16 protein-coding genes are annotated in these 19,515 nt (G+C 46.9%); 11 read left to right on the top strand and 5 right to left on the bottom strand.

Going from position 1 to position 19,515, the window contains the following annotated elements:
- Positions 1-6: 6 nt before the first annotated feature.
- Entirely contained in the window at positions 7-1,218 is a 1,212-nt protein-coding gene (locus ITG12_RS18540; protein ID WP_248874687.1) for a thiolase family protein, read from the bottom strand.
- Between the two features lie 289 nt (positions 1,219-1,507).
- Here ITG12_RS18540 and ITG12_RS18535 point away from each other — a divergent pair, with 289 nt between their 5' ends.
- The 5 genes from ITG12_RS18535 to ITG12_RS18515 all read left to right on the top strand — a co-directional run bounded on the left by ITG12_RS18535 (position 1,508) and on the right by ITG12_RS18515 (position 6,561).
- Entirely contained in the window at positions 1,508-1,891 is a 384-nt protein-coding gene (locus ITG12_RS18535; RefSeq protein WP_009704658.1) for a MerR family DNA-binding transcriptional regulator, read from the top strand.
- A 110-nt stretch (positions 1,892-2,001) separates the two neighbouring features.
- Positions 2,002-3,171, top strand: coding sequence for an isovaleryl-CoA dehydrogenase (locus tag ITG12_RS18530; protein ID WP_038866579.1), 1,170 nt, complete (start codon positions 2,002-2,004; stop codon positions 3,169-3,171).
- A 21-nt stretch (positions 3,172-3,192) separates the two neighbouring features.
- Positions 3,193-4,797: a carboxyl transferase domain-containing protein gene (locus tag ITG12_RS18525; protein ID WP_248874685.1), complete on the top strand. Its 1,605-nt coding sequence runs from the start codon at positions 3,193-3,195 to the stop codon at positions 4,795-4,797.
- A gap of 25 nt (positions 4,798-4,822) precedes the next feature.
- Positions 4,823-5,668 (top strand): enoyl-CoA hydratase-related protein, encoded by an 846-nt coding sequence (locus tag ITG12_RS18520; RefSeq protein WP_039975188.1) that lies wholly within the window; start codon positions 4,823-4,825, stop codon positions 5,666-5,668.
- Positions 5,665-6,561, top strand: a complete 897-nt coding sequence (locus tag ITG12_RS18515) for a hydroxymethylglutaryl-CoA lyase (protein ID WP_248874683.1) — start codon at positions 5,665-5,667, stop codon at positions 6,559-6,561. The genes ITG12_RS18520 and ITG12_RS18515 overlap by 4 nt, the downstream gene beginning before the upstream one ends.
- On the opposite strand, the gene ITG12_RS18510 is transcribed toward ITG12_RS18515, so the two are convergent.
- Together ITG12_RS18510 and ITG12_RS18505 are read right to left on the bottom strand one after the other, a co-directional pair.
- Positions 6,558-7,109 carry a DUF2301 domain-containing membrane protein gene (locus ITG12_RS18510; protein ID WP_248874681.1) on the bottom strand — a complete coding sequence of 184 codons (552 nt, stop codon included), beginning with the start codon at positions 7,107-7,109 and terminating at the stop codon, positions 6,558-6,560. The two genes, ITG12_RS18515 and ITG12_RS18510, sit on opposite strands and share 4 nt — an antisense overlap.
- A gap of 74 nt (positions 7,110-7,183) precedes the next feature.
- The gene (locus ITG12_RS18505; protein ID WP_042605307.1) at positions 7,184-8,062 is read right to left on the bottom strand and encodes a DMT family transporter; all 879 of its coding nucleotides are present in this window, start codon (positions 8,060-8,062) and stop codon (positions 7,184-7,186) included.
- 343 nt (positions 8,063-8,405) lie between these two features.
- On the opposite strand from ITG12_RS18505, the gene ITG12_RS18500 reads away from it, so the two are divergent.
- The 5 genes from ITG12_RS18500 (at position 8,406) to ITG12_RS18480 (ending at position 13,527) form a co-directional block, all read left to right on the top strand.
- The gene (locus ITG12_RS18500; protein WP_164492026.1) at positions 8,406-8,576 is read left to right on the top strand and encodes a hypothetical protein; all 171 of its coding nucleotides are present in this window, start codon (positions 8,406-8,408) and stop codon (positions 8,574-8,576) included.
- Positions 8,577-8,973: 397 nt separating this feature from the next.
- Positions 8,974-9,336 (top strand): cytochrome c, encoded by a 363-nt coding sequence (locus ITG12_RS18495; RefSeq protein ID WP_020197235.1) that lies wholly within the window; start codon positions 8,974-8,976, stop codon positions 9,334-9,336.
- A gap of 15 nt (positions 9,337-9,351) precedes the next feature.
- A complete protein-coding gene (gene ccoN, locus ITG12_RS18490) occupies positions 9,352-10,761 on the top strand; it encodes a cytochrome-c oxidase, cbb3-type subunit I (protein WP_038877236.1) in 1,410 nt (469 codons plus the stop codon).
- Position 10,762: 1 nt separating this feature from the next.
- Complete coding sequence (locus tag ITG12_RS18485) at positions 10,763-11,374, top strand: cbb3-type cytochrome c oxidase subunit II (protein WP_248874679.1); 612 nt, start codon at positions 10,763-10,765, stop codon at positions 11,372-11,374.
- Positions 11,371-13,527: a c-type cytochrome gene (locus tag ITG12_RS18480; RefSeq protein ID WP_248874677.1), complete on the top strand. Its 2,157-nt coding sequence runs from the start codon at positions 11,371-11,373 to the stop codon at positions 13,525-13,527. The genes ITG12_RS18485 and ITG12_RS18480 overlap by 4 nt, the downstream gene beginning before the upstream one ends.
- A gap of 82 nt (positions 13,528-13,609) precedes the next feature.
- Here ITG12_RS18480 and ITG12_RS18475 read toward each other — a convergent pair whose 3' ends face one another.
- Both ITG12_RS18475 and ITG12_RS18470 read right to left on the bottom strand, forming a co-directional pair.
- Positions 13,610-14,803, bottom strand: a complete 1,194-nt coding sequence (locus ITG12_RS18475; protein WP_038866598.1) for an acetate/propionate family kinase — start codon at positions 14,801-14,803, stop codon at positions 13,610-13,612.
- Between the two features lie 363 nt (positions 14,804-15,166).
- Entirely contained in the window at positions 15,167-17,125 is a 1,959-nt protein-coding gene (locus ITG12_RS18470; protein ID WP_038866599.1) for a DEAD/DEAH box helicase, read from the bottom strand.
- Between the two features lie 379 nt (positions 17,126-17,504).
- Here ITG12_RS18470 and rnb point away from each other — a divergent pair, with 379 nt between their 5' ends.
- Entirely contained in the window at positions 17,505-19,508 is a 2,004-nt protein-coding gene (gene rnb / locus ITG12_RS18465; protein ID WP_038866600.1) for an exoribonuclease II, read from the top strand.
- Positions 19,509-19,515 lie beyond the last annotated feature (7 nt).

Below are 19,515 nucleotides of genomic sequence, written 5' to 3'. Positions count from 1 at the left end.
TTGGAATTAAAGCGGTATCTCGATACCAATAGCAGTGGCTTCACCACCACCGATACAAAGTGATGCAACACCTCGCATCACTTTTTTATTGTTGTTGTCGCCATCTACACCAAGCGATTGCAGTTGGCGTAGGCTATGAATGAGGGTTACTAAAATACGAGCTCCACTTGCGCCAATTGGATGCCCAAGCGCACACGCACCGCCTTTGATGTTTACTTTGTCTTTATCGATCCCTAATTGGCGTAACGCGATTTGCGTGACAACAGCAAAGGCTTCATTGATCTCCCAAAGATCGACCTCGTCCACTGACCAATCGAGTTGAGATAACAACTGCTCTATCGCAAAGACGGGCGCAAGGGTAAATTCGGCGGGCTTTCTGGCGTGGGTTGAGTGCCCTTTGATGATTGCTAATGGCGTTAAACCTTGATGCTGTGCCACCTGCGAGTCCATCAACACCAAAGCTGCAGCACCATCGGATATCGCACTTGAGTTTGCAGCCGTCACCGAGCCGTTTTTATCGAACGCAGGTTTGAGTTCAGGGATCTTGTCGAGCTTGATGGAGCGTGGATGCTCGTCATAATCCAATGTTGAAGTGCTATGACGCATCGTGATTTCTATCGGCGAGATTTCATCGTCAAACAGACGCTGCTCTTGCGCTTCCAATGCTCTTGTCGCGGATAGGATTGCCCATTCGTCCATTTGTTCACGAGTAAACTCAGAACGGTCTGCCGTTTGCTGCGCATAGACTCCCATCAAGTGTCCTTCATACGCATCTTGAAGACCGTCAAGAAACATGTGGTCATAGGTAGATTGGTGACCTATTCGCATACCGTTGCGTGCATCTTTGAGCAAATACGGCGCATTAGTCATGCTCTCCATACCACCAGCAATGGCACTGCGAATGCTGCCCGCTTTGATAAGATCGTGAGCTAACATGACGCTTTTCATGCCAGAGCCACACACTTTGTTGATAGTGGTGCACCCTGTAGTCTGTGGAAGCTGTGCGCCTAGCGCTGCTTGTCTGGCTGGTGCTTGCCCGCACCCCGCAGGTAATACACAGCCCATATAGACTTCATCGACTTCGCTAACCCCGCTCGCATCCATAACCGCTTTGATAGCAAATGCCCCTAATTGAGGCGCTGAGTACCCTTGTAACTGACCTTGAAAGCGCCCGATTGGCGTTCGCTTTGCACTGACAATCCAGATGTCGTTTCCCATGATCTCGTCCCTTCTGACGATAATTCACAGTTCACGAACTCATCCCTCACACCTGCTACCACGGAGCTTTCACATAGAATGTGTTGTCACTCCAGCCTCTCATAAAACGATGAATTTTCGCACTGTGATTTCTTGACGTTTACGTAAGCATAGCACTAACATTTACGTTAACGTAAAGAAACACATTAATAACAACACAAATTTACTCTCATGCTTTTAGCTAGACCGTTTAGTTCAAGGCTTGAAGGGATTTTAAGAAGCCAAACTATTCATTAGAGGGAAAAACCGAGTGGATAAATTCAAGATAAGTGACCTCGCCAAAGAGTTCGATATCACGACCCGAAGCATTCGTTTTTATGAGGACGTCGGGCTGATAGAGCCGGAACGAAAAGGCAATATTCGCGTATATCAACGCAGAGATAAGATCCGTCTCAAGCTGATTTTACGTGGTAAGCGACTGGGCTTTTCGCTTGCGGAGATTCGGGAATTGTTCGAGCTGTACGATACCCAACAAAGCGATGGTCAGCTGCTTAAAATGCTAACCATCATTGATGAAAAGCAAGCGCACTTACAACAGCAACTGGATGATATTAGCGTTGTAATGAACGAGCTAGAAACCGCCAAAGAGCGATGCAAACAAGCGCTAAGCGACAATAAAACTAACAGCCAATAACTAAAAACTTGTAACGACTAAAACAAACAAGAATAACCATAATTTCCAAGCCCAAGCAGTGTAACTCGAACCTTATCCGTACTAATAAGTACTTTCAACAGGGAAATGTTATGAAAAGCAGCTACACCCCACTCAACTTTGGGCTTGGTGAAACCATCGATATGCTCCGAGACCACGTCAACGCGTTCGCCACCGAGCATATCGCCCCTATCGCCGCAGACATCGACCGCGACAACCAATTCCCCAATCATTTGTGGTCCAAGTTTGGTGAAATGGGTTTGCTCGGCGTAACCGTTGATGAAGAGTTTGGCGGTGCAGGCATGGGCTATCTTGCTCACGTTGTCGCAATGGAAGAGATCAGCCGAGCTTCGGCGTCTGTCGCACTCAGTTACGGCGCACATTCCAATCTTTGTGTTAACCAAATCTTTCGCAATGGCTCCCCTGCTCAACGAGAAAAGTACCTACCTAAACTCATCGATGGTTCTCACGTCGGTGCATTGGCCATGAGTGAGCCGAACTCAGGTTCTGACGTGGTTAGCATGCAGCTGCGAGCCGAAGATAAAGGCGACCACTATCTGATGAACGGCAACAAAATGTGGATCACTAATGGTCCTGATGCCGATACCTTAGTGGTTTACGCAAAAACCGATCCCAATGGCGGCTCTCGTGGTATCACGGCATTCATTATTGAGCGAGAATTCGAAGGCTTTAGCCATGCTCAAAAGCTCGACAAACTTGGTATGCGCGGCTCCAACACCTGCGAATTGGTGTTCCAAGATTGTGTCGTGCCAAAAGAGAATGTGTTGGGTGAATTAAACCGTGGTGTCGAAGTGTTAATGAGCGGTTTGGATTACGAGCGCGTGGTATTAGCAGCCGGTCCGCTTGGCATCATGCAAGCCTGTATGGACGAAGTGGTTCCGTATGTTCATGACCGCAAACAGTTTGGCAAATCCATTGGTGAATTCCAACTCGTGCAAGGAAAGCTTGCTGACATGTATTCACGCATGAACGCCGCCAAAGCTTACGTTTATACCGTTGCTGCCGCATGTGACAGAGGGGAATGTACACGTAAAGATGCCGCTGGCGTGATCCTTTACAGCGCAGAACTTGCGACACAAATGTCCCTCGATGCTATTCAGCTATTAGGCGGCAATGGCTACATCAACGAATACGCGACCGGACGTTTACTCCGTGACGCCAAACTGTATGAGATTGGTGCTGGCACTTCTGAAATTCGCCGCATGCTGATTGGACGAGAGTTGTTCGAAGAGTCTCGCTAACCCACCGACAAGGAAGTCACTATGGCAATCATTAAAAGTAAAACCAAGCCAACCGACGAACTGTTTTTGTCGAATAAAGCGGTCATGACCGAGTTGGTGAGCAACCTTAAAGCCAATATCAAAACCATCAAACAAGGGGGCGGACAAAAAGCCATTGACCGCCAACGCCTAAAAGGAAAGCTGCCCGTTCGTGAGCGCGTCATGCTCCTTTTAGATGAAGGCAGCGAGTTTCTTGAAGTCGGACAATTCGCCGCGTGGAACGTCTATGAAGAATCGATTCCATGCGCAGGTGTTGTCGCCGGCATCGGCACTATTGAAGGCATTCAATGCATGGTGATCGCCAATGATCCTTCCGTCAAAGGCGGCACCTACTACCCGCTCACCGTAAAAAAGCATCTACGGGCGCAAGAGATCGCCCAACGTTGCCAATTACCCTGCGTCTATTTGGTGGACTCTGGTGGGGCGAACCTTCCTCACCAAGCGGAAGTCTTCCCTGATAAAGAGCACTTTGGACGGATCTTCTTCAACCAAGCCAGAATGTCGGCACAAGGCATACCTCAAGTCGCGGTTGTGATGGGGCTTTGTACCGCAGGCGGCGCTTATGTACCTGCGATGGCAGACGTTTCCATCATGGTCAAAGAGCAAGGCACCATCTTCTTGGCAGGACCACCGTTAGTAAAAGCCGCAACGGGAGAAATCGTCACCGATGAAGAATTAGGCGGTGCCGACGTGCATTGTCGTAAGTCTGGCGTTGCCGATTACTACGCAGAAAACGACCAACACGCATTGCAACTGGCACGCGAAGCCATCTCGAATACCAACCAATCACTCCCACTTCAAAGCGACAAAACGGTTTTACCACCACGTTACGACGCCGAAGAGATGTACGGCATCGTCAATGCAAATCTGCGCTTGTCTTTTGATGTTCGAGAGATCATCGCTCGCGTGGTGGATGACTCAGATTTTGATGAATTCAAAGCACTTTATGGCAAGAGCTTAGTATGTGGCTTCGCCCGAATCCACGGCAATCTGATTGGCATTGTGGCTAACAACGGCATCTTGTTTTCTGAGTCCTCACAGAAAGGCGCGCACTTTATTGAACTGTGTGCCAAACGCAAAATTCCCCTACTGTTTTTGCAAAACATCACTGGGTTTATGGTGGGCAAAAAACTTGAAGCAGAAGGCATTGCCAAACACGGCGCGAAACTAGTGATGGCGGTCGCGTGTGCGGATGTGCCTAAGTTTACCGTGATTATTGGCGGCTCTTACGGTGCGGGCAACTACGGCATGTGCGGTCGTGCTTATGACCCAACCATGATGTGGATGTGGCCAAACGCACGAATCTCAGTCATGGGCGGAGAACAAGCCGCAGGCGTGCTCACTCAAGTGCGTCGAGAAGTGAAAAAACGCCAAGGTGAAGAATGGCCAGAGCCCGAAGAAAGTGCATTCCGAGAATCTATCGTAGACTTGTATGAGTCTCAGGGTCATCCCTACTACGCCAGCGCACGTTTATGGGATGACGGCATCATCGACCCGAAAGAGACACGTCAAGTATTGGCTCAAGCCTTAAAAGCCGCGCTCAATGCGCCAATTCCTGACAGCAACTTTGGCATATTCAGAATGTAGAAATGTAGAGAGAAAAGGACGTCACATGCAGGATCATCAACCGAGTATCATCCCCAATACCCAACGACAAGATGAAGTACTTTGGAACGTCGATGAATTCGGCGTTGCAACGCTTACGCTCAATCGCACAGAGAAGCACAATGCGTTTGATGCCTGCATGATTGACTTGCTGATCCACAGGCTGGACTACCTCGCTCTGCGCACCGATGTTCGATGCTTGGTGCTTCGAGGAAACGGCAAACATTTCTCCTCTGGTGCTGATTTGAATTGGATGAAATCCATGGCAAGTAGCACCAGAAAGCAAAACCTAGAAGACGCGCAAAACCTTGCACGCCTGATGCATACACTGGACGCTTTCCCTCAGCCTACTATTGCGGTTGTGCAAGGTTCCGCTTTTGGTGGTGCATTGGGCTTGATCTGTTGCTGTGATATCGCCATCGCAGCGGAGAACGCGAACTTCTGTTTGAGTGAAGTCAAACTGGGACTGGTTCCAGCAACCATCTCTCCTTATGTCATGCGAGCGATGGGCAACCGTCAAGCTCGTCGTTACATACTCAGCGCCGAAGTGATTAACGCTGACAAAGCAGAAAAGTTTGGCATTGTGCACGAGGTTCATAAGCTGGACAAAATCGAAGCCGTAGTAGAAAGCTTGATTGATTCTTTACTGATCAATAGCCCAGATGCGATGCGAAAAGCCAAAGCGTTATGCCATCAATGCCACCAAAATCCGATTGATGGTCAGCTTATCCAATACACGAGCCAACTTATCGCCGACATTCGCGTATCGCCGCAAGGACAAGATGGCTTGCAAGCCTTTCTGGAGAAACGAGAACCGGGTTGGATAAACAAGCCAGCTAAGGGCAAGAAATGAATTTGCCAAACAAGGTAAACATTGTCGAAGTGGGAGCGAGAGACGGTCTGCAAAACGAATCACCAGTGTCCACGCAAGCGAAGATCCGCTTAATCAACCTGCTCTCAGATACAGGACTCACCCATATTGAGGCAGGATCTTTTGTGTCGCCTAAATGGGTACCTCAAATGGCGGATTCGCTCGATGTTATGAAGAAAATCACCCGCCGCCACAACGTCATCTACTCAGCACTAACGCCTAATGTGCAAGGCTTTGAAAAGGCGCTAGAAGCCGGCGCTAACCAAGTCGCCATCTTCACCTCCTCATCGGAGGGCTTTTGCCAGCACAACATCAATTGCTCGATTGCAGATAGTCTTAACCGCTTTGAACCAGTAATGGAATTGGCAGTAACCCATAACATTCCCGTTCGGGGTTACTTATCTTGCGTGGCAGACTGCCCTTACGACGGGCCAACCAAACCCGAACAAGTCGCAAGAGTTGCCAACCTGCTAATGGAATTAGGCTGCTATGAGGTTTCACTTGGAGATACCATAGGTACAGGCACGCCGATACGCATCGCTAAAATGTTAGAAGCCGTACAAGTGAAAGTCCCAACCAATAAGCTTGCGGTCCATTTTCATGACACATGGGGGCAAGCGTTGGCGAATATCTACCAAGCCTTAACGATGGGCATCAATACCGTCGATAGCAGTGTGGCTGGGCTTGGGGGCTGCCCTTATGCTCATGGCGCGTCAGGTAATGTTGCTACCGAAGATGTGCTCTACCTTTGCCAAGGCTTAGGAATCGAGACCGGAGTAGATTTAGAGTTGCTCGCCAAAGCCGGATGGATGATCAGTGAAGAATTAAACCGCCAGCCGACCTCAAAAGTCTCGCTGGCGTTAAAGCAGCGTTAGATCTCGTAATTCGCTTTGATACCGATATCGAAATGCAGCGGCATACGCCATTTAGCAAAAGACAGGAAGCCCATTACTAATCCAGCCAATAACATAGTGATGGCAGCAAGGATTGGAAGGTTAAACCACAACGCAAACGTTGCGACAGCGAGAAACACGGGTACCATCTTCAAGCCTGGCACTTTAAAGCAAAAAGACTCTTTAAGCGCAATGCCCGAAAAGGTCACAAAGATAAAGCCAAGCCCTAACCAAGTGCGCTGAAACTCCAAGTCACTCACCATCAATACCAAGCCAATCCAAGACGCCCAACTGATCACGACACGTACGTGTTTGCTGTAAACGTGAACATTCGCGGCAGATAACGCACCAGCCATACAAACCGTAATGACTGAGGTTTGGTAAATCAACGGTGAACTAGAAATTGCACCAGAGACAAGAACCGAAAAAACAAGCAGCGCCATAGCAAACAAAGTAATACCAAAGCGATACAAGCACACGCTGATTTTATCAAGTGAATCCAGCGTCTCTTGATGTTCTGTGTTTGCCATGGAAAGCATCCTGCCTAAAAATGAAAAGGAATGAAAAGCCAACGAGGGTGAAACCGCTGGCTCTATAAACTTGATTACGCCCGTTTTGGAAAGCGGAGTTTACCGCCAGTTCGGTAGATCACCAAAGAGAATAAGATAAGAGCGCAGCCGACGAGTTTATTAGAGGTCAGCACTTCGCCATACCAAATCACACTCAGAATTACAGTCCACACGGGTTCAAGGATCATAATCAGTGCAGCGTTACCCGCTTGGACAAACTTTTGCCCCATGGTTTGCATCACGTAACGCAAACTGGTTGCCAAAAGCGTGCTTAGAGCAAACCACACCCAAATTGATGTAGAAACTTCTGTCGGCGTGGTTTCCAATAGCGAAGAAACCAACAACCCAATCAAGCCTGTCACAAACAGTTGAATGCAAGTCAGCAAAAGTACGGGTAGCTTCTGTGAGTATTTACTGTTGACATTAAAATGCAGTGCAAGCATCAGCGCCGCGCCCAAGAACCAAAGCTGGCTGCTTGATTGTTGCCATCCCCCCGCTAATGACAGACACCCTAGCCCAAGAATCGCGATCGGTAGTGACACCCAAAAAATTCGTTGAGGTCTTTGACGAAACATAATCCACGCGACAATGGGTACAAACAGCATCGATAGGCTCATGATGAATGCGCCCTCACCTAGCGTGTCACTGATTGAAATCGCGTAGATCCAACACATCAGTGCGCCACCTAAAAGCACACCTACGCCTGCCGCGGCAAAAATATCTTTCTTATTGGCAGCACGAAGTGGTTTGATACACAGAGGCAGCAAACACAATGAAGCGATGGTGAATCGCAGACCGATAAATCCGAATGGTGGGAGACCTTGAATGGTTTCTTTGGAGAAGATCCACCCTAATGCCGCGATCATCGTAGTAGCGACGAGCACGAATGCAGCTTTGCGTTCTGAGTTAAGCATAATTACTCACAAAAAAGACCCTGCGAGGGATTCGTCAGGGGTTATTTATCATTGATTTTAATGCGTGATAGCTAGTTATATTTGCATCGCAAATGCTGACTTTATATGTAATTAGAAAGGAGGGTGTTAACGTTTGCGAAACGCTCACAGTATACATGGCAGCTTGATTATCATCGAGATAATTACTGCATTTATCAGCGATTATTTATGCAGTTTATACCGAATGAAATCCCTATCAAATCATCAGGCTAAAGCTCAAATATTGTGCGGAATAACCTCCCTTTCTGGCATCACGAAAATGGTATAATTCAAAAGCAATGAAACAGACATCAGGAGGTGCTTTATGAGACATTCGACCGTACTCTTTTTCATTCTGATTGCCTTGCTTATTATCGCGCCAGTAGGCCTTGGTTCCTTATTCAGTTTCGTCTCTTCTATACGATCTAGTCACTTAGAAGCTGATCCGGTTTCTATTGCCCATATTTACGACATGATGATTTATCGCGGGCGTTAGTTTGTTTTCGATCCTATCTTTCATTCATGGGGTCTTCCGTGAAAAGAAGGCTCCCATACCTTGAAATTCCAACTCACCTAAAACTTTCTTCAAAAGCTCTTTTGTTTGATTTTGTATCAATTCCCATCCATACCCTATTCAACCGTAGCTAACCCGTTATTTTCCTGTCGATTTATTCACCAAAATTTTGCCCTAATCGTTACGTGTTCACGTATTAAATAGAAAAATTCACAACTAAATCGGCTCGTACGTAGCGATATTGCCAGTACCTGCTTACTCTTTAACCTACAACTATAAAAAATACGCCAGTGCATTCACGCCACCAATAACAGTGAAAATCTGGAATATCAGCGCCCGAGTTAGTGAAACACGCATTCAAATTACTAGGGAATCAGTGATGAGATTAAAGAACACCCAAAACATGAGCGCAGCTTTGAGGACGGCTCTCGTCGCCGCTGTGTGCTTCTCTCCCCTCACCTTTGCTGCAGAAGGTGATGAGCAATTCGAAGTCGGCAAAGAAAAAGCGAAAGTTTGTATGACTTGTCATGGTGTCGATGGCATATCGACCATTGATGCATACCCAAACTTACGCGGCCAGAACAAAACCTATCTGATTTCTTCCCTTAAGGACTACAAAGCGAGGGAGCGAACCAGTGGTCTCGCGGTGCTAATGCAACAGCAGGCCGATGCCCTCTCTGATCAAGACATTGAAGACATTGCCCACTACTACTCTCAGCTAGGCAAAGAAGCTCAACCTTAAACGAGGAGCGTTCTTATGGAACAAGCAGCAACTCAATACAACACTAAAGTTGTGAAGTATTTTGTGTTGGCATCGTTAGTTTGGGCTATTGTCGGGATGATCATTGGTGTGATCCTCGCCGCGCAGTTGTATTGGCCAGTACTTAACTTCGATTCTCAATACTTCCAGTTCGGTCGACTCAGACCACTACACACTTCCGGCGTAATATACGGTTTTGTAGTCAACATTTTGATGGGTACCTCTCTCTACATCGCTCAACGCACCGGACGCTGTAATCTCTTTAACCAAAGCTTATCTTGGATGGTTTTCTGGGGTTGGCAACTGGTACTCTTTTTGGCGTTAATCAGTTTGCCCGCTGGCTACACAACTTCAAAAGAATACGCTGAGTTAGAGTGGCCAATCGACCTTTTGATCGTCTTAGTCTGGGTGCTTTATGCGGTGCTTTTCTTCGGCACAATCGCCAAACGAAAAGTCGACCACATTTTCGTAGCCAATTGGTTCTTCGCAGCGTTTATCATTGTCATTGCCATGATCTTCATCGTGAACAACTTGGCCATGCCTGTATCGTTGATGAAATCTTATTCCGTCTTTGCTGGAGCACAGGACGCCATTGTGCAATGGTGGTGGGGTCACAACGCAGTGGGCTTCTTACTGACTGCTGGTGTGATTGGTATGAATTATTACTTCATACCAAAAGTGGCAGACCGCCCTATTTATTCTTACCGTTTATCTGTCATCCACTTTTGGGGCTTGGTTGGTTTTTACACTTGGGCAGGTACCCACCACTTGGTTTATTCATCGGTGCCTATTTGGGTGCAAAACATCGGCATCATCATGTCACTCATTCTTTGGCTTCCATCTTGGGCGGGCGCTTTCAACAGTGCGATGACACTGCTACAAAACAAAGAGAAGCTTAAATCTGACTACATTTGCCTGTTCTTCTTCTCTGCCATTCTTTACTACTGCTTAGCCACATTCGAAGGGCCTCTACTGGCAATTCGCTGGTTCAATATGCTCGCGCACAATACTGAATGGGTCATCGGTCACGTTCATTCCGGCGCATTAGGTTGGGTCGGTATGTCAGGCATTGCGGTGTTCTACTACTTCATTCCTCGTCTATGGAACAAAACAGAGTTGTGGTCAAAGCGTTTGATAAAATGGCACTTCTGGCTCGCGCATGCTGGTGTTGCGATTTACGCCATCGCGCTCTGGGTTGCTGGTATTGGCGAAGGCTACATGTGGCTAACTCAGAATGAGAATGGCGAACTGGTTTACAGCTTTATTGAAGCCATGAATTTTAAAGCGCCATGGTTGTTCCTACGGTTCTTTGGGGGCGCACTCTTTGTACTTGGCCTATTCCTGATGGCATTCAACTTGTACAAAACCGTGCGTTCTCCATCGGTGTTAGTGGCAAAGGAGGCATAAGATGAGCAAAGACTTTACTCACTCAGTGGTCATCTTGATCATAACCACGGTGGTTGTGGCCTCCTTCTCACTCGCAGTTTGGGTTGTGCCGAATATTCTTCGCACCGACGACATCGCCAAAGGCAGCTTGGCCGAGCCTTTAACCGCCATTGAGCTTGCGGGTCGCGATATTTACATCAGTGAAGGGTGTCATGTCTGCCACACGCAGATGGTTCGTCCTCTAGAGCCTGAGACCAAACGCAACGGTCGCGCAAACAAGGAATCAGATGACATTTACGAATTCCCTAACCTATGGGGTTCAAAACGCACAGGTCCGGACTTAACCAACCTTGGCCGTAAATATTCTGACCAATGGCATGTATTGCATCTCATCGATCCTCGTCAGGTCATTCCAACGTCCATAATGCCGGCCTACCCTTGGTTGTTCGAACAAACTCTCTCGGGCGATGCAATTGTCGACAAGATGGAGACACTACGCATATTAGGGGTTCCATACACAGACCAAGAAATTTCCGATGCGCGCTTGCAAGTTCGCGGTAAAACCAAAGGCGAAGCGCTAATTCGTTATCTTCAAAGTCTTGGTCAAGATACAGCACAGGAGGTGGCACCATGAGCACATTCTGGAACTGGTGGGCCGTTGCCTGCACCATAATCTTCTTTGTTCTGATGGTGGGCGTTATCGTCAAGTATTGGCGTAGCAACCACAAAGCGGACCAAGACCACACTATTGCCTCTTTTGATGGGATAGATGAAAAGGACGCACCACCACCTAAGCTCCTCTTCGTTAGTTACGCTGTCGCGTTTTTACTCTCTGCGGGGTATTTGGTTCTGTATCCAGGGCTTGGTGAATGGAAAGGCTTGGCGAATTATGACCAAGCGGACGACAAACTTAGCTCTCCATCAACCACACTCGACCAGCAATTTAGTCAAGTAACCGACACCTCTTTGGCTGCACTTGCACAAGATGCCGATATTGTCCGTAGCGGTCGTATATTGTTTCAAACCCATTGCGCAGCCTGCCATAGAGATAATGCACAAGGTCAAAAACACTTCCCTAACCTTATCGATAAAGAATGGATGTACGGCGGAGATGATGAAGCCATCATTCATTCCATAGCGAAAGGCCGTAACGGTGCGATGCCCGGCTGGGTTGAAGTGATGAGAAAGGACGAAGTGGACAAGGTTTCTTACTATCTTGCGTCGCTCAATCAACGCCACAGCAATGTGCCTGAAGTTAAAATAGAGTTGGGTAAGACCTTGTTCGTTCAATACTGTGCCTCATGCCATGGAGACGGTTCTATTGCTAATCAAGAAACGGGAGTGCCCGACCTTTCTGATAGCGTATGGCTTCATGGTGGCAGTATTGAAGAGATTCAACACACCATCAATTACGGTTTGAACAATTTGATGCCTGCGTTTGAAAACCAACTCTCAGAGCACGAGATCCTCGCGATTGGTGCTTACATCCGCAAAGCCGGCGAAGAAGAAGAGCAGAAACTCGCAGTACTTAACGCTCAATCTGTCGAGCGTGGTGAATATCTGGCACACGCGGGGGATTGCGTCGCTTGTCACAGTGCAGAAGGTGGCGAACCTTTTGCCGGCGGCCTACCGTTTGTTACGCCATTTGGCACAATCTATTCGACCAATATTACTCCTCACGCTAGTGAAGGGATTGGTGAATACGATTACGACAACTTCCGTGATGCTTTGGTACACGGGAAAGGCAAACATGGTTACTTGTACCCGGCGATGCCTTACACCTCTTATCAATACCTTACGGAACAAGACATGACGGATTTGTGGGAGTATATGCAGTCTATTCCTGCCGTGGCGCGTCGTAACGATGAAAACCACATGATGTTCCCATCAAATATTCGTCTTGGCCTCCTTGGCTGGAACATTGTCTTTATGGACACCGACCCTATCGACTACAACCTACCCTCAGAGCTTGAGGGCGCGGTGGATGACGTAGAGAAGTGGCAGAAAGGCAAATACTGGGTTGCAGGCTTAGGACACTGCTCAGAGTGCCACACGCCGAGGAATATTGCTCAAGCATTGATTCCTGAGCGCATCTTCCAAGGTAACTTGATTGACGGCTGGAACGCACCTGACATTACGTCCACGGAGCTGTATGTGGGCGGTTGGGATGAGAAGACTCTGACCGACTTCTTGCACACAGGTCATTCCGACAAAGGCACTGCGTTTGCTGGGATGGCTGACGTGGTCAAGAACAGTTTGAGTTTAATGACTCGTGAAGACGTTGAATCCATGTCCTACTATCTGCTCAATGGTGACGTAAACAACTTCATTGCCACAGATGCTGTTCCTTTGGAGCCTAAAGGGTTTGATGAAGCGGCTTATCAAGAGCCAATCTATGCAACTTACAAGCAAACATGTGGAGCATGCCATGGTAACGATGGTAAAGGACGAGATCCGATAGCACCAACGCTCTTGAACAACGGCATTATCATGCACAGTGACCCGTTTAACACCATTGCTGTAACGGTACGAGGTTTACAACCAACTTACATTGACCCTGAACGTAACTTTATGCCAATGGCAAGCTTTGAAGACATTTTATCAGACGCTCGTTTGGCAGAATTGATTACCTTCGTACGTAAACACCTCGGCGATCAACAATCGCCTGTTACGCCAGCAGACGTTCGAGAAGTAAGGGAAACCTTAGAAGCCGCAGGTTATGCCGGAGGACTGCATACCACACCAGATATGTATGACCGACGAGATAACAACATCCATATCAAGTAACTAAAGTGGCGAGTATCAGGTACAAAAAAAGCCCTTTCCAATCGGAAAGGGCTTTGACTTAGTTCCCAAAATTTTTGCCGTTTTACAGCAGTTCTACCGACTGTTGAGCGATAACCCACTCTTCATTGGTAGGAATAACCAGTGCTTTCGCACCAAGCAACTCAGATGTAGCAACAACACCTGCGTTACCAAATCGAGCGTCTTCGTTACCTTTCACATCTTCAACAAAACCTAGCAGTTTAAGGTTGTTTAAGATTTCACGACGAATTGGCATAGAGTTCTCGCCAATACCGCCAGTGAAGATGATGCCGTCAAATGAATCTAGAGCAGCAAGGTAAGACGCAATGTATTTAGACACACGGTATGTAAACACTTGGAACGCTAGAGTTGCACCTTCGTGCCCCTCTTCCATCGCTTCCAAAATACCGCGTGCATCACTTGTTAGGCCAGAAACACCTAAGAAGCCTGAAGCCTTGTTCAGTGAGTTAAACACTTTCTCTTGAGACCAACCTTTCTTCAGAAGGTACTCAATGATACCTGGGTCTAGGTCACCACAACGTGTGCCCATCATCAGGCCAGACAGCGGCGTGAAACCCATAGATGTATCTACAGACTCACCGTTGTTGATTGCACAAACAGAAGCACCGTTACCTAGGTGAACAGAAATGAAACTTGATTCTTCCACTGGTTTATTCAGCATCTTCGCAGCTTCACGGCTTACGAAGTAGTGGCTCGTACCGTGGAAGCCGTAGCGACGAATTCCAAAGTCTGTGTAAAGTTCTTTAGCAATTGCACCGGTATAAGCTCTTGCAGGCATTGTTTGGTGGAACGCAGTATCAAACACAGCAAACTGAGGGAGCTCAGGGAATGCAGCCATAGAAGCACGCATACCAATCGCATGAGCAAGGTTATGTAGAGGGGCTAAGTCACTTAACGCTTCTACGTCTGCAATAACAGACTCATCTAAACGGACTGTCTTGGTAAACTTCTCACCGCCGTGAACCACTCGGTGGCCAACAGCAACAACATGGTCAATTAATTTGTACTCTTTTACTAACTCAACTAATTTTGCTACTGCAAGTTGATGGTGGTTCTCATTACCTTTAATAGCAAATTCAAATTTTTCACCGTTGAATTTCCAGCTCATACGAGCGTCTGATAGACCAAAGCATTCGCCCAGACCACTTAGCACAGCATCGCCAGATTGTGAGTCGATGACTGCAAATTTTAGTGATGAGCTACCTGAGTTGATCACCAGTACAAACGAATTAGACATGAAATAGTTTCCTGTTGTGGAGCAAAGGTTGTAATTGCGCATCCGCGCTTCGTACTTCTTGTTTGTGCTCTCTATTATTCAATAATTTTTTAATCTTTCAACTATCTTTTAGTGTTAGTTGCTCGTTTGCGTAATTTTTGTTGATCTATGACAAGTTTAAAATTTATTTGAGCAGTGAAATATATCGAGTTCACTCAACTAAAGTGGAATCAGACACTTAAAATCATCAATATATGAGTAAGAAAACAAAAATATTACGAATTTTTTTGAATGAATAGAGTATAGGAGAGCAGAGACAAAAAAGCCGAGCATTTCGCTCGGCTTTCATATTCAACTATTTTTTAATGCAATAGTGTGCAGATACTATGCGTCTTGCGTGCGACGACCACGGCCGTGACCACGTTCACCACGGTGTGCACCACGGTGATCACCACCACGGTTACGGTCGAAACGACGCTCGCCACCTTCACGGTTACCTTCGCGGTTGCCACCTTCACGGTTGCCATCGCGGTTACCACGGAAGCCACCTTCGCGACGACCGCCTTCACGACGATCACCACCACGGTTGCCGTTGCCGCCTTCACGGTTGCCACGGTAACCGCCGCCATCACGACGACCACCATCGCGACGACCACCGTCACGACGACCACCACCACGAGACTCACGGAAGTCATCGAAGTCACAAACTACAGCGCCAACTTCTTGTTGACGGATGCGAAGCTTGCTTAGCTTGCTTGCTGCGTCTGAAGTCATTGCTTTTGGTAGCTGAACAAATGTGTGACCTTGAGCTAGCTTAATCGCACCAATAGAGCCTTTGCCTAGACCAAGCTCGTTAGCTAGAGCACCAACGATGTCTTTCACTTGAACACCTTGCTCACGACCAACTTGAAGCTGGTAAGTATCCCAATCTTGTGTATTGAAGCTGCGACCGCCTTCACGACCACCTTCGCGGCGCTCTTTACGACGTTGCTTGTCACGTTCAATCGCTTCAACCATTGGGTCTTCGCCAATGTAGAATAGAGGACGTTTACCTTGTTGACGCTTAAGAAGCATTGCCGCAAGCATCGCTGGGTCGATTTCTAGAGAAGTTTGTAGTTTCTCTACTAGCTCAGCGAATTTGTCTAGTGACTTGTGCTCTTTCTCTGCTTCCAGTTCAGCAGCTAGTTTGCTTAGACGAGCTTCAGCAACTTGGTCACGTAGAGGAAGTTGGATTTCTTCCATAGATGACTTAGTTACGCGCTCGATAGTGCGAAGCATGCGAATTTGGTTAGTGCGAACAAGCAGGATCGCTTTACCTTTACGTCCAGCACGGCCAGTACGGCCGATACGGTGGATGTAAGATTCAACATCGAATGGGATGTCGTAGTTAAATACGTGTGTAATACGTGGAACGTCAAGACCACGTGCAACAACGTCTGTTGCAACTAGGATGTCGATAACACCTTGTTTGATGTGATCAACAGTACGCTCACGTAGAGACTGAGGAATATCACCGTGCAGTGCAGCAGCTTTAAAGCCACGTGCAGATAGCCAATCAGCTAGACGCTCAGTGTCTTGACGAGTACGTACGAATACGATTGACGCGTCAGTTTCTTCAGTTTCAAGAAGACGAGACATTGCTTCATCTTTCTCTACACCCTTCACTACCCAGAACTGTTGTTGAACTTTGTCTACAGTGTGGTTTTTACCAGCAACGTCAACAGTTACAGGATCACGTAGGAAGCGCTCAACAATGTTTTTCAGCATTGGTGGCATAGTTGCAGAGAATAGAACGCGTTGAGCTGATTCAGGAGCGTGCTCCATGATTGCAGTTACGTCGTCCACGAAACCCATGTTTAGCATTTCGTCCGCTTCATCAAGTACGAAAGTGCTAACTTCGTCTAGATGTAGACGTTCACGGTTGATAAGGTCTTGAACACGGCCAGGAGTACCTACAACAACGTGTGCACCGTTTTTAAGAGCGCGCATTTGATCCACGATAGAAGCACCACCGTAGATTTCTAGAACTTTAAGACCTTTGATATTTTTACCAAGGTTTTTCATTTCAGCCGCAACCTGAATCGCTAGCTCACGAGTTGGAGCAAGAACGATTGCTTGTGGTTTACGCTGATCAAGATCTAGCTTGTTTAGAAGAGGCAGAGAGAATGCTGCCGTTTTACCTGTACCCGTTTGTGCCTTGCCCAGCGCGTCAGCACCTTCCAATAGGTGTGGGATTGCCGCAGCCTGAATTGGAGTTGGTGACACGAAACCCATTCCGTCTAGAGCAGAAAGGATAGAATCATTCAGAGATAAATCACTGAATTGAATAACAGAATCTTGCATTGGGATCCTACTTAATTAAACAAAAAAACAGTCCCATATGCTCTTCCAATTCGATACTGATCCATCCAGATACTAAATCCATTCAGAAAGGAATTAGCACAGTACACAACCGCGATAAGCCATTAGGGACGACTAAGGGAGGCGGATTATTCCTTAAATGCATAAAAAAAGCTAGAAAAAATTGAATTACATCACAATTTATTCTCACTAATGGTAATATTCGCATAAAATTCCACCTACCCCTCCATTCTCCGTAGAGAAAAGCACCACAACGCTGTTCAATTCATCAATAATTCACAGTGAATTTGGGGGCTTTAGGTAGTAATAATAGCCCGCAATGATTATAGTGTGCCCAATTCCATTGGTAAGTTAAGAAAAGATGTTTCAAGATAACCCTCTATTAGCTCAGCTTAAGCAACAAATCCAAGAAAACCTGCCTAAAAAAGAAGGCTCAATCAAAGCAACCGATAAAGGCTTTGGCTTCCTGGAAGTGGACAGCAAAACCAGCTTCTTCATCCCACCAGCGTACATGAAAAAGTGCATGCACGGCGACAAAGTCGTTGCCATCATCCGCACTGAAAACGAACGTGAAGTCGCAGAACCACAAGAGCTGCTAGAACAAGCTGTAACTCGCTTTATTGGCCGAGTAAAAATGTTCAAAGGCAAGCTAAACGTTGCACCTGATCACCCACAGCTGAAAAAGCTCTCTCTTAAAGCGAAACTAAAGAAAGGCTTAAAGCCTGACAATTTCGTTGAAGGCGACTGGGTTGTTGCTCATCTTATTCGTCACCCTCTTAAAGGTGACAACTCATTCTTCGTAGAGATTTCTGAGAAGATTACCGATGCAAACGACAAGATTGCACCTTGGTGGGTAACGCTTGCACAAAACGATTTGCCAAACTCAGAGCCTGCTGGCATTGATAACTGGGAATTGAAAGACGATGCGGATCTAGAACGTGTTGATATGACACACGTACCTTTCGTCACCATTGACGGCGAATCAACCAAAGATATGGACGATGCGCTGTTTGCGAAGAAGACAGAGTCTGGCGACTTTGAACTGACCATCGCAATTGCCGATCCAACTGCATACATTACACCAGAAGACGAAATGGATAAGGTTGCACGTGAACGTGGTTACACTATCTACCTTCCAGGTCGTAACATTCCTATGCTTCCACGTGACCTTGCAGATAACCTATGTTCACTGATTGAAGATGAAGTACGCCCTGCGATTTGCTGTACTGTGACAGTAAGCAAAGAAGGTGTCGTTGGTGATGACATCAACTTCTTCGCAGCAAACATTAAGTCTCATGCACGCCTTGCTTATGACAATGTGTCAGATTGGCTAGAAAACGGCAGCTCAGACAAGTGGCAACCATCAGAAGAAATCGCAACCATCGTTCGTGACCTATATGACTTTTCTCTTGCTCGCGCTGATTGGCGAGAAAAGAATGCCGTAATCTTCCCAGATCGCCCAGACTACCGTTTTGAACTAAGCGAAGACAACGACGTTATTGCAATTCACGCGGACATGCGCCGCAGCGCAAACCGTCTTGTAGAAGAATCGATGATCACTGCAAACATCTGTGCAGGCCGTACACTACGTGACAAATTTGAAACGGGCGTGTTCAACACACACGCTGGCTTGAAAGCTGAGAAAATCGAAGAAGTCGTTCAAATGGTAAACCCTGAGGGTACACTTGAATTCACAGCAGAATCAGTTGCGACACTAGAAGGCTTTGCGGCACTTCGTCGTTGGTTGGGCGAACAAGAAACGACATACCTAGATAACCGTATCCGTAAATTCCAAACGTACAGTGAAGTAGGCAACCAACCACTTCCTCACTACGCAATGGGTCTAGATATCTACGCGACTTGGACTTCACCAATCCGTAAATACGGCGACATGATCAACCACCGCATGCTGAAAGCCGTCATTCTTGGCAAAGAACCGGTTCAAACACCTGATGATGAAGTCGGCGAAGAATTAGCACTGCACCGTAAGCACCACAAAATTGCCGAGCGAAACGTGTCAGATTGGTTATATGCTCGTACTCTTGCAGAAGAGCCAAGTAAGAAAACGTGTTTCACAGGTGAGATTTTCGATATTAATCGTGCTGGTGCACGTGTTCGACTTCTCGAAAATGGCGCAGCGGCCTTTATTCCTGGTAGCTTGATTCTTGATAATAAAGAAAGAATTGAGTGTAACGGTGACAACGGTACCATTTCTATCGATAAAGAAGTGGTATACAAACTGGGTGATACATTGGAAATTGTTCTTTCGGACGTAAACCAAGAAAACCGCAGTTTAGTTGCAAAACCGACCCAGGTATTCGCTGATAAGCCAGCGACACAAACAGAAGAATCTGTGAGTGAATAATACCGGT

The organism is Vibrio sp. ED002, from assembly GCF_023277445.1.
Taxonomy (GTDB): domain Bacteria; phylum Pseudomonadota; class Gammaproteobacteria; order Enterobacterales; family Vibrionaceae; genus Vibrio; species Vibrio jasicida.
The sequence above is the reverse complement of the archived record's forward strand: the minus strand, read 5'-3'. Positions and strand labels throughout refer to the sequence as shown.

What these genes read in the sequence shown, in the direction of transcription:
- ITG12_RS18525 (WP_248874685.1), top strand. Translation starts at nt 3,193, where the DNA reads ATGGCAATCATTAAAAGTAAAACCAAGCCAACCGACGAACTGTTTTTG.
- ITG12_RS18470 (WP_038866599.1), bottom strand. Translation starts at nt 17,125, where the DNA reads ATGCAAGATTCTGTTATTCAATTCAGTGATTTATCTCTGAATGATTCT.
- ITG12_RS18530 (WP_038866579.1), top strand. Translation starts at nt 2,002, where the DNA reads ATGAAAAGCAGCTACACCCCACTCAACTTTGGGCTTGGTGAAACCATC.
- ITG12_RS18540 (WP_248874687.1), bottom strand. Translation starts at nt 1,218, where the DNA reads ATGGGAAACGACATCTGGATTGTCAGTGCAAAGCGAACGCCAATCGGG.
- ITG12_RS18510 (WP_248874681.1), bottom strand. Translation starts at nt 7,109, where the DNA reads ATGGCAAACACAGAACATCAAGAGACGCTGGATTCACTTGATAAAATC.
- rnb (WP_038866600.1), top strand. Translation starts at nt 17,505, where the DNA reads ATGTTTCAAGATAACCCTCTATTAGCTCAGCTTAAGCAACAAATCCAA.
- ITG12_RS18485 (WP_248874679.1), top strand. Translation starts at nt 10,763, where the DNA reads ATGAGCAAAGACTTTACTCACTCAGTGGTCATCTTGATCATAACCACG.
- ITG12_RS18520 (WP_039975188.1), top strand. Translation starts at nt 4,823, where the DNA reads ATGCAGGATCATCAACCGAGTATCATCCCCAATACCCAACGACAAGAT.
- ITG12_RS18515 (WP_248874683.1), top strand. Translation starts at nt 5,665, where the DNA reads ATGAATTTGCCAAACAAGGTAAACATTGTCGAAGTGGGAGCGAGAGAC.
- ITG12_RS18475 (WP_038866598.1), bottom strand. Translation starts at nt 14,803, where the DNA reads ATGTCTAATTCGTTTGTACTGGTGATCAACTCAGGTAGCTCATCACTA.
- ccoN (WP_038877236.1), top strand. Translation starts at nt 9,352, where the DNA reads ATGGAACAAGCAGCAACTCAATACAACACTAAAGTTGTGAAGTATTTT.
- ITG12_RS18480 (WP_248874677.1), top strand. Translation starts at nt 11,371, where the DNA reads ATGAGCACATTCTGGAACTGGTGGGCCGTTGCCTGCACCATAATCTTC.
- ITG12_RS18505 (WP_042605307.1), bottom strand. Translation starts at nt 8,062, where the DNA reads ATGCTTAACTCAGAACGCAAAGCTGCATTCGTGCTCGTCGCTACTACG.
- ITG12_RS18495 (WP_020197235.1), top strand. Translation starts at nt 8,974, where the DNA reads ATGAGATTAAAGAACACCCAAAACATGAGCGCAGCTTTGAGGACGGCT.
- ITG12_RS18500 (WP_164492026.1), top strand. Translation starts at nt 8,406, where the DNA reads ATGAGACATTCGACCGTACTCTTTTTCATTCTGATTGCCTTGCTTATT.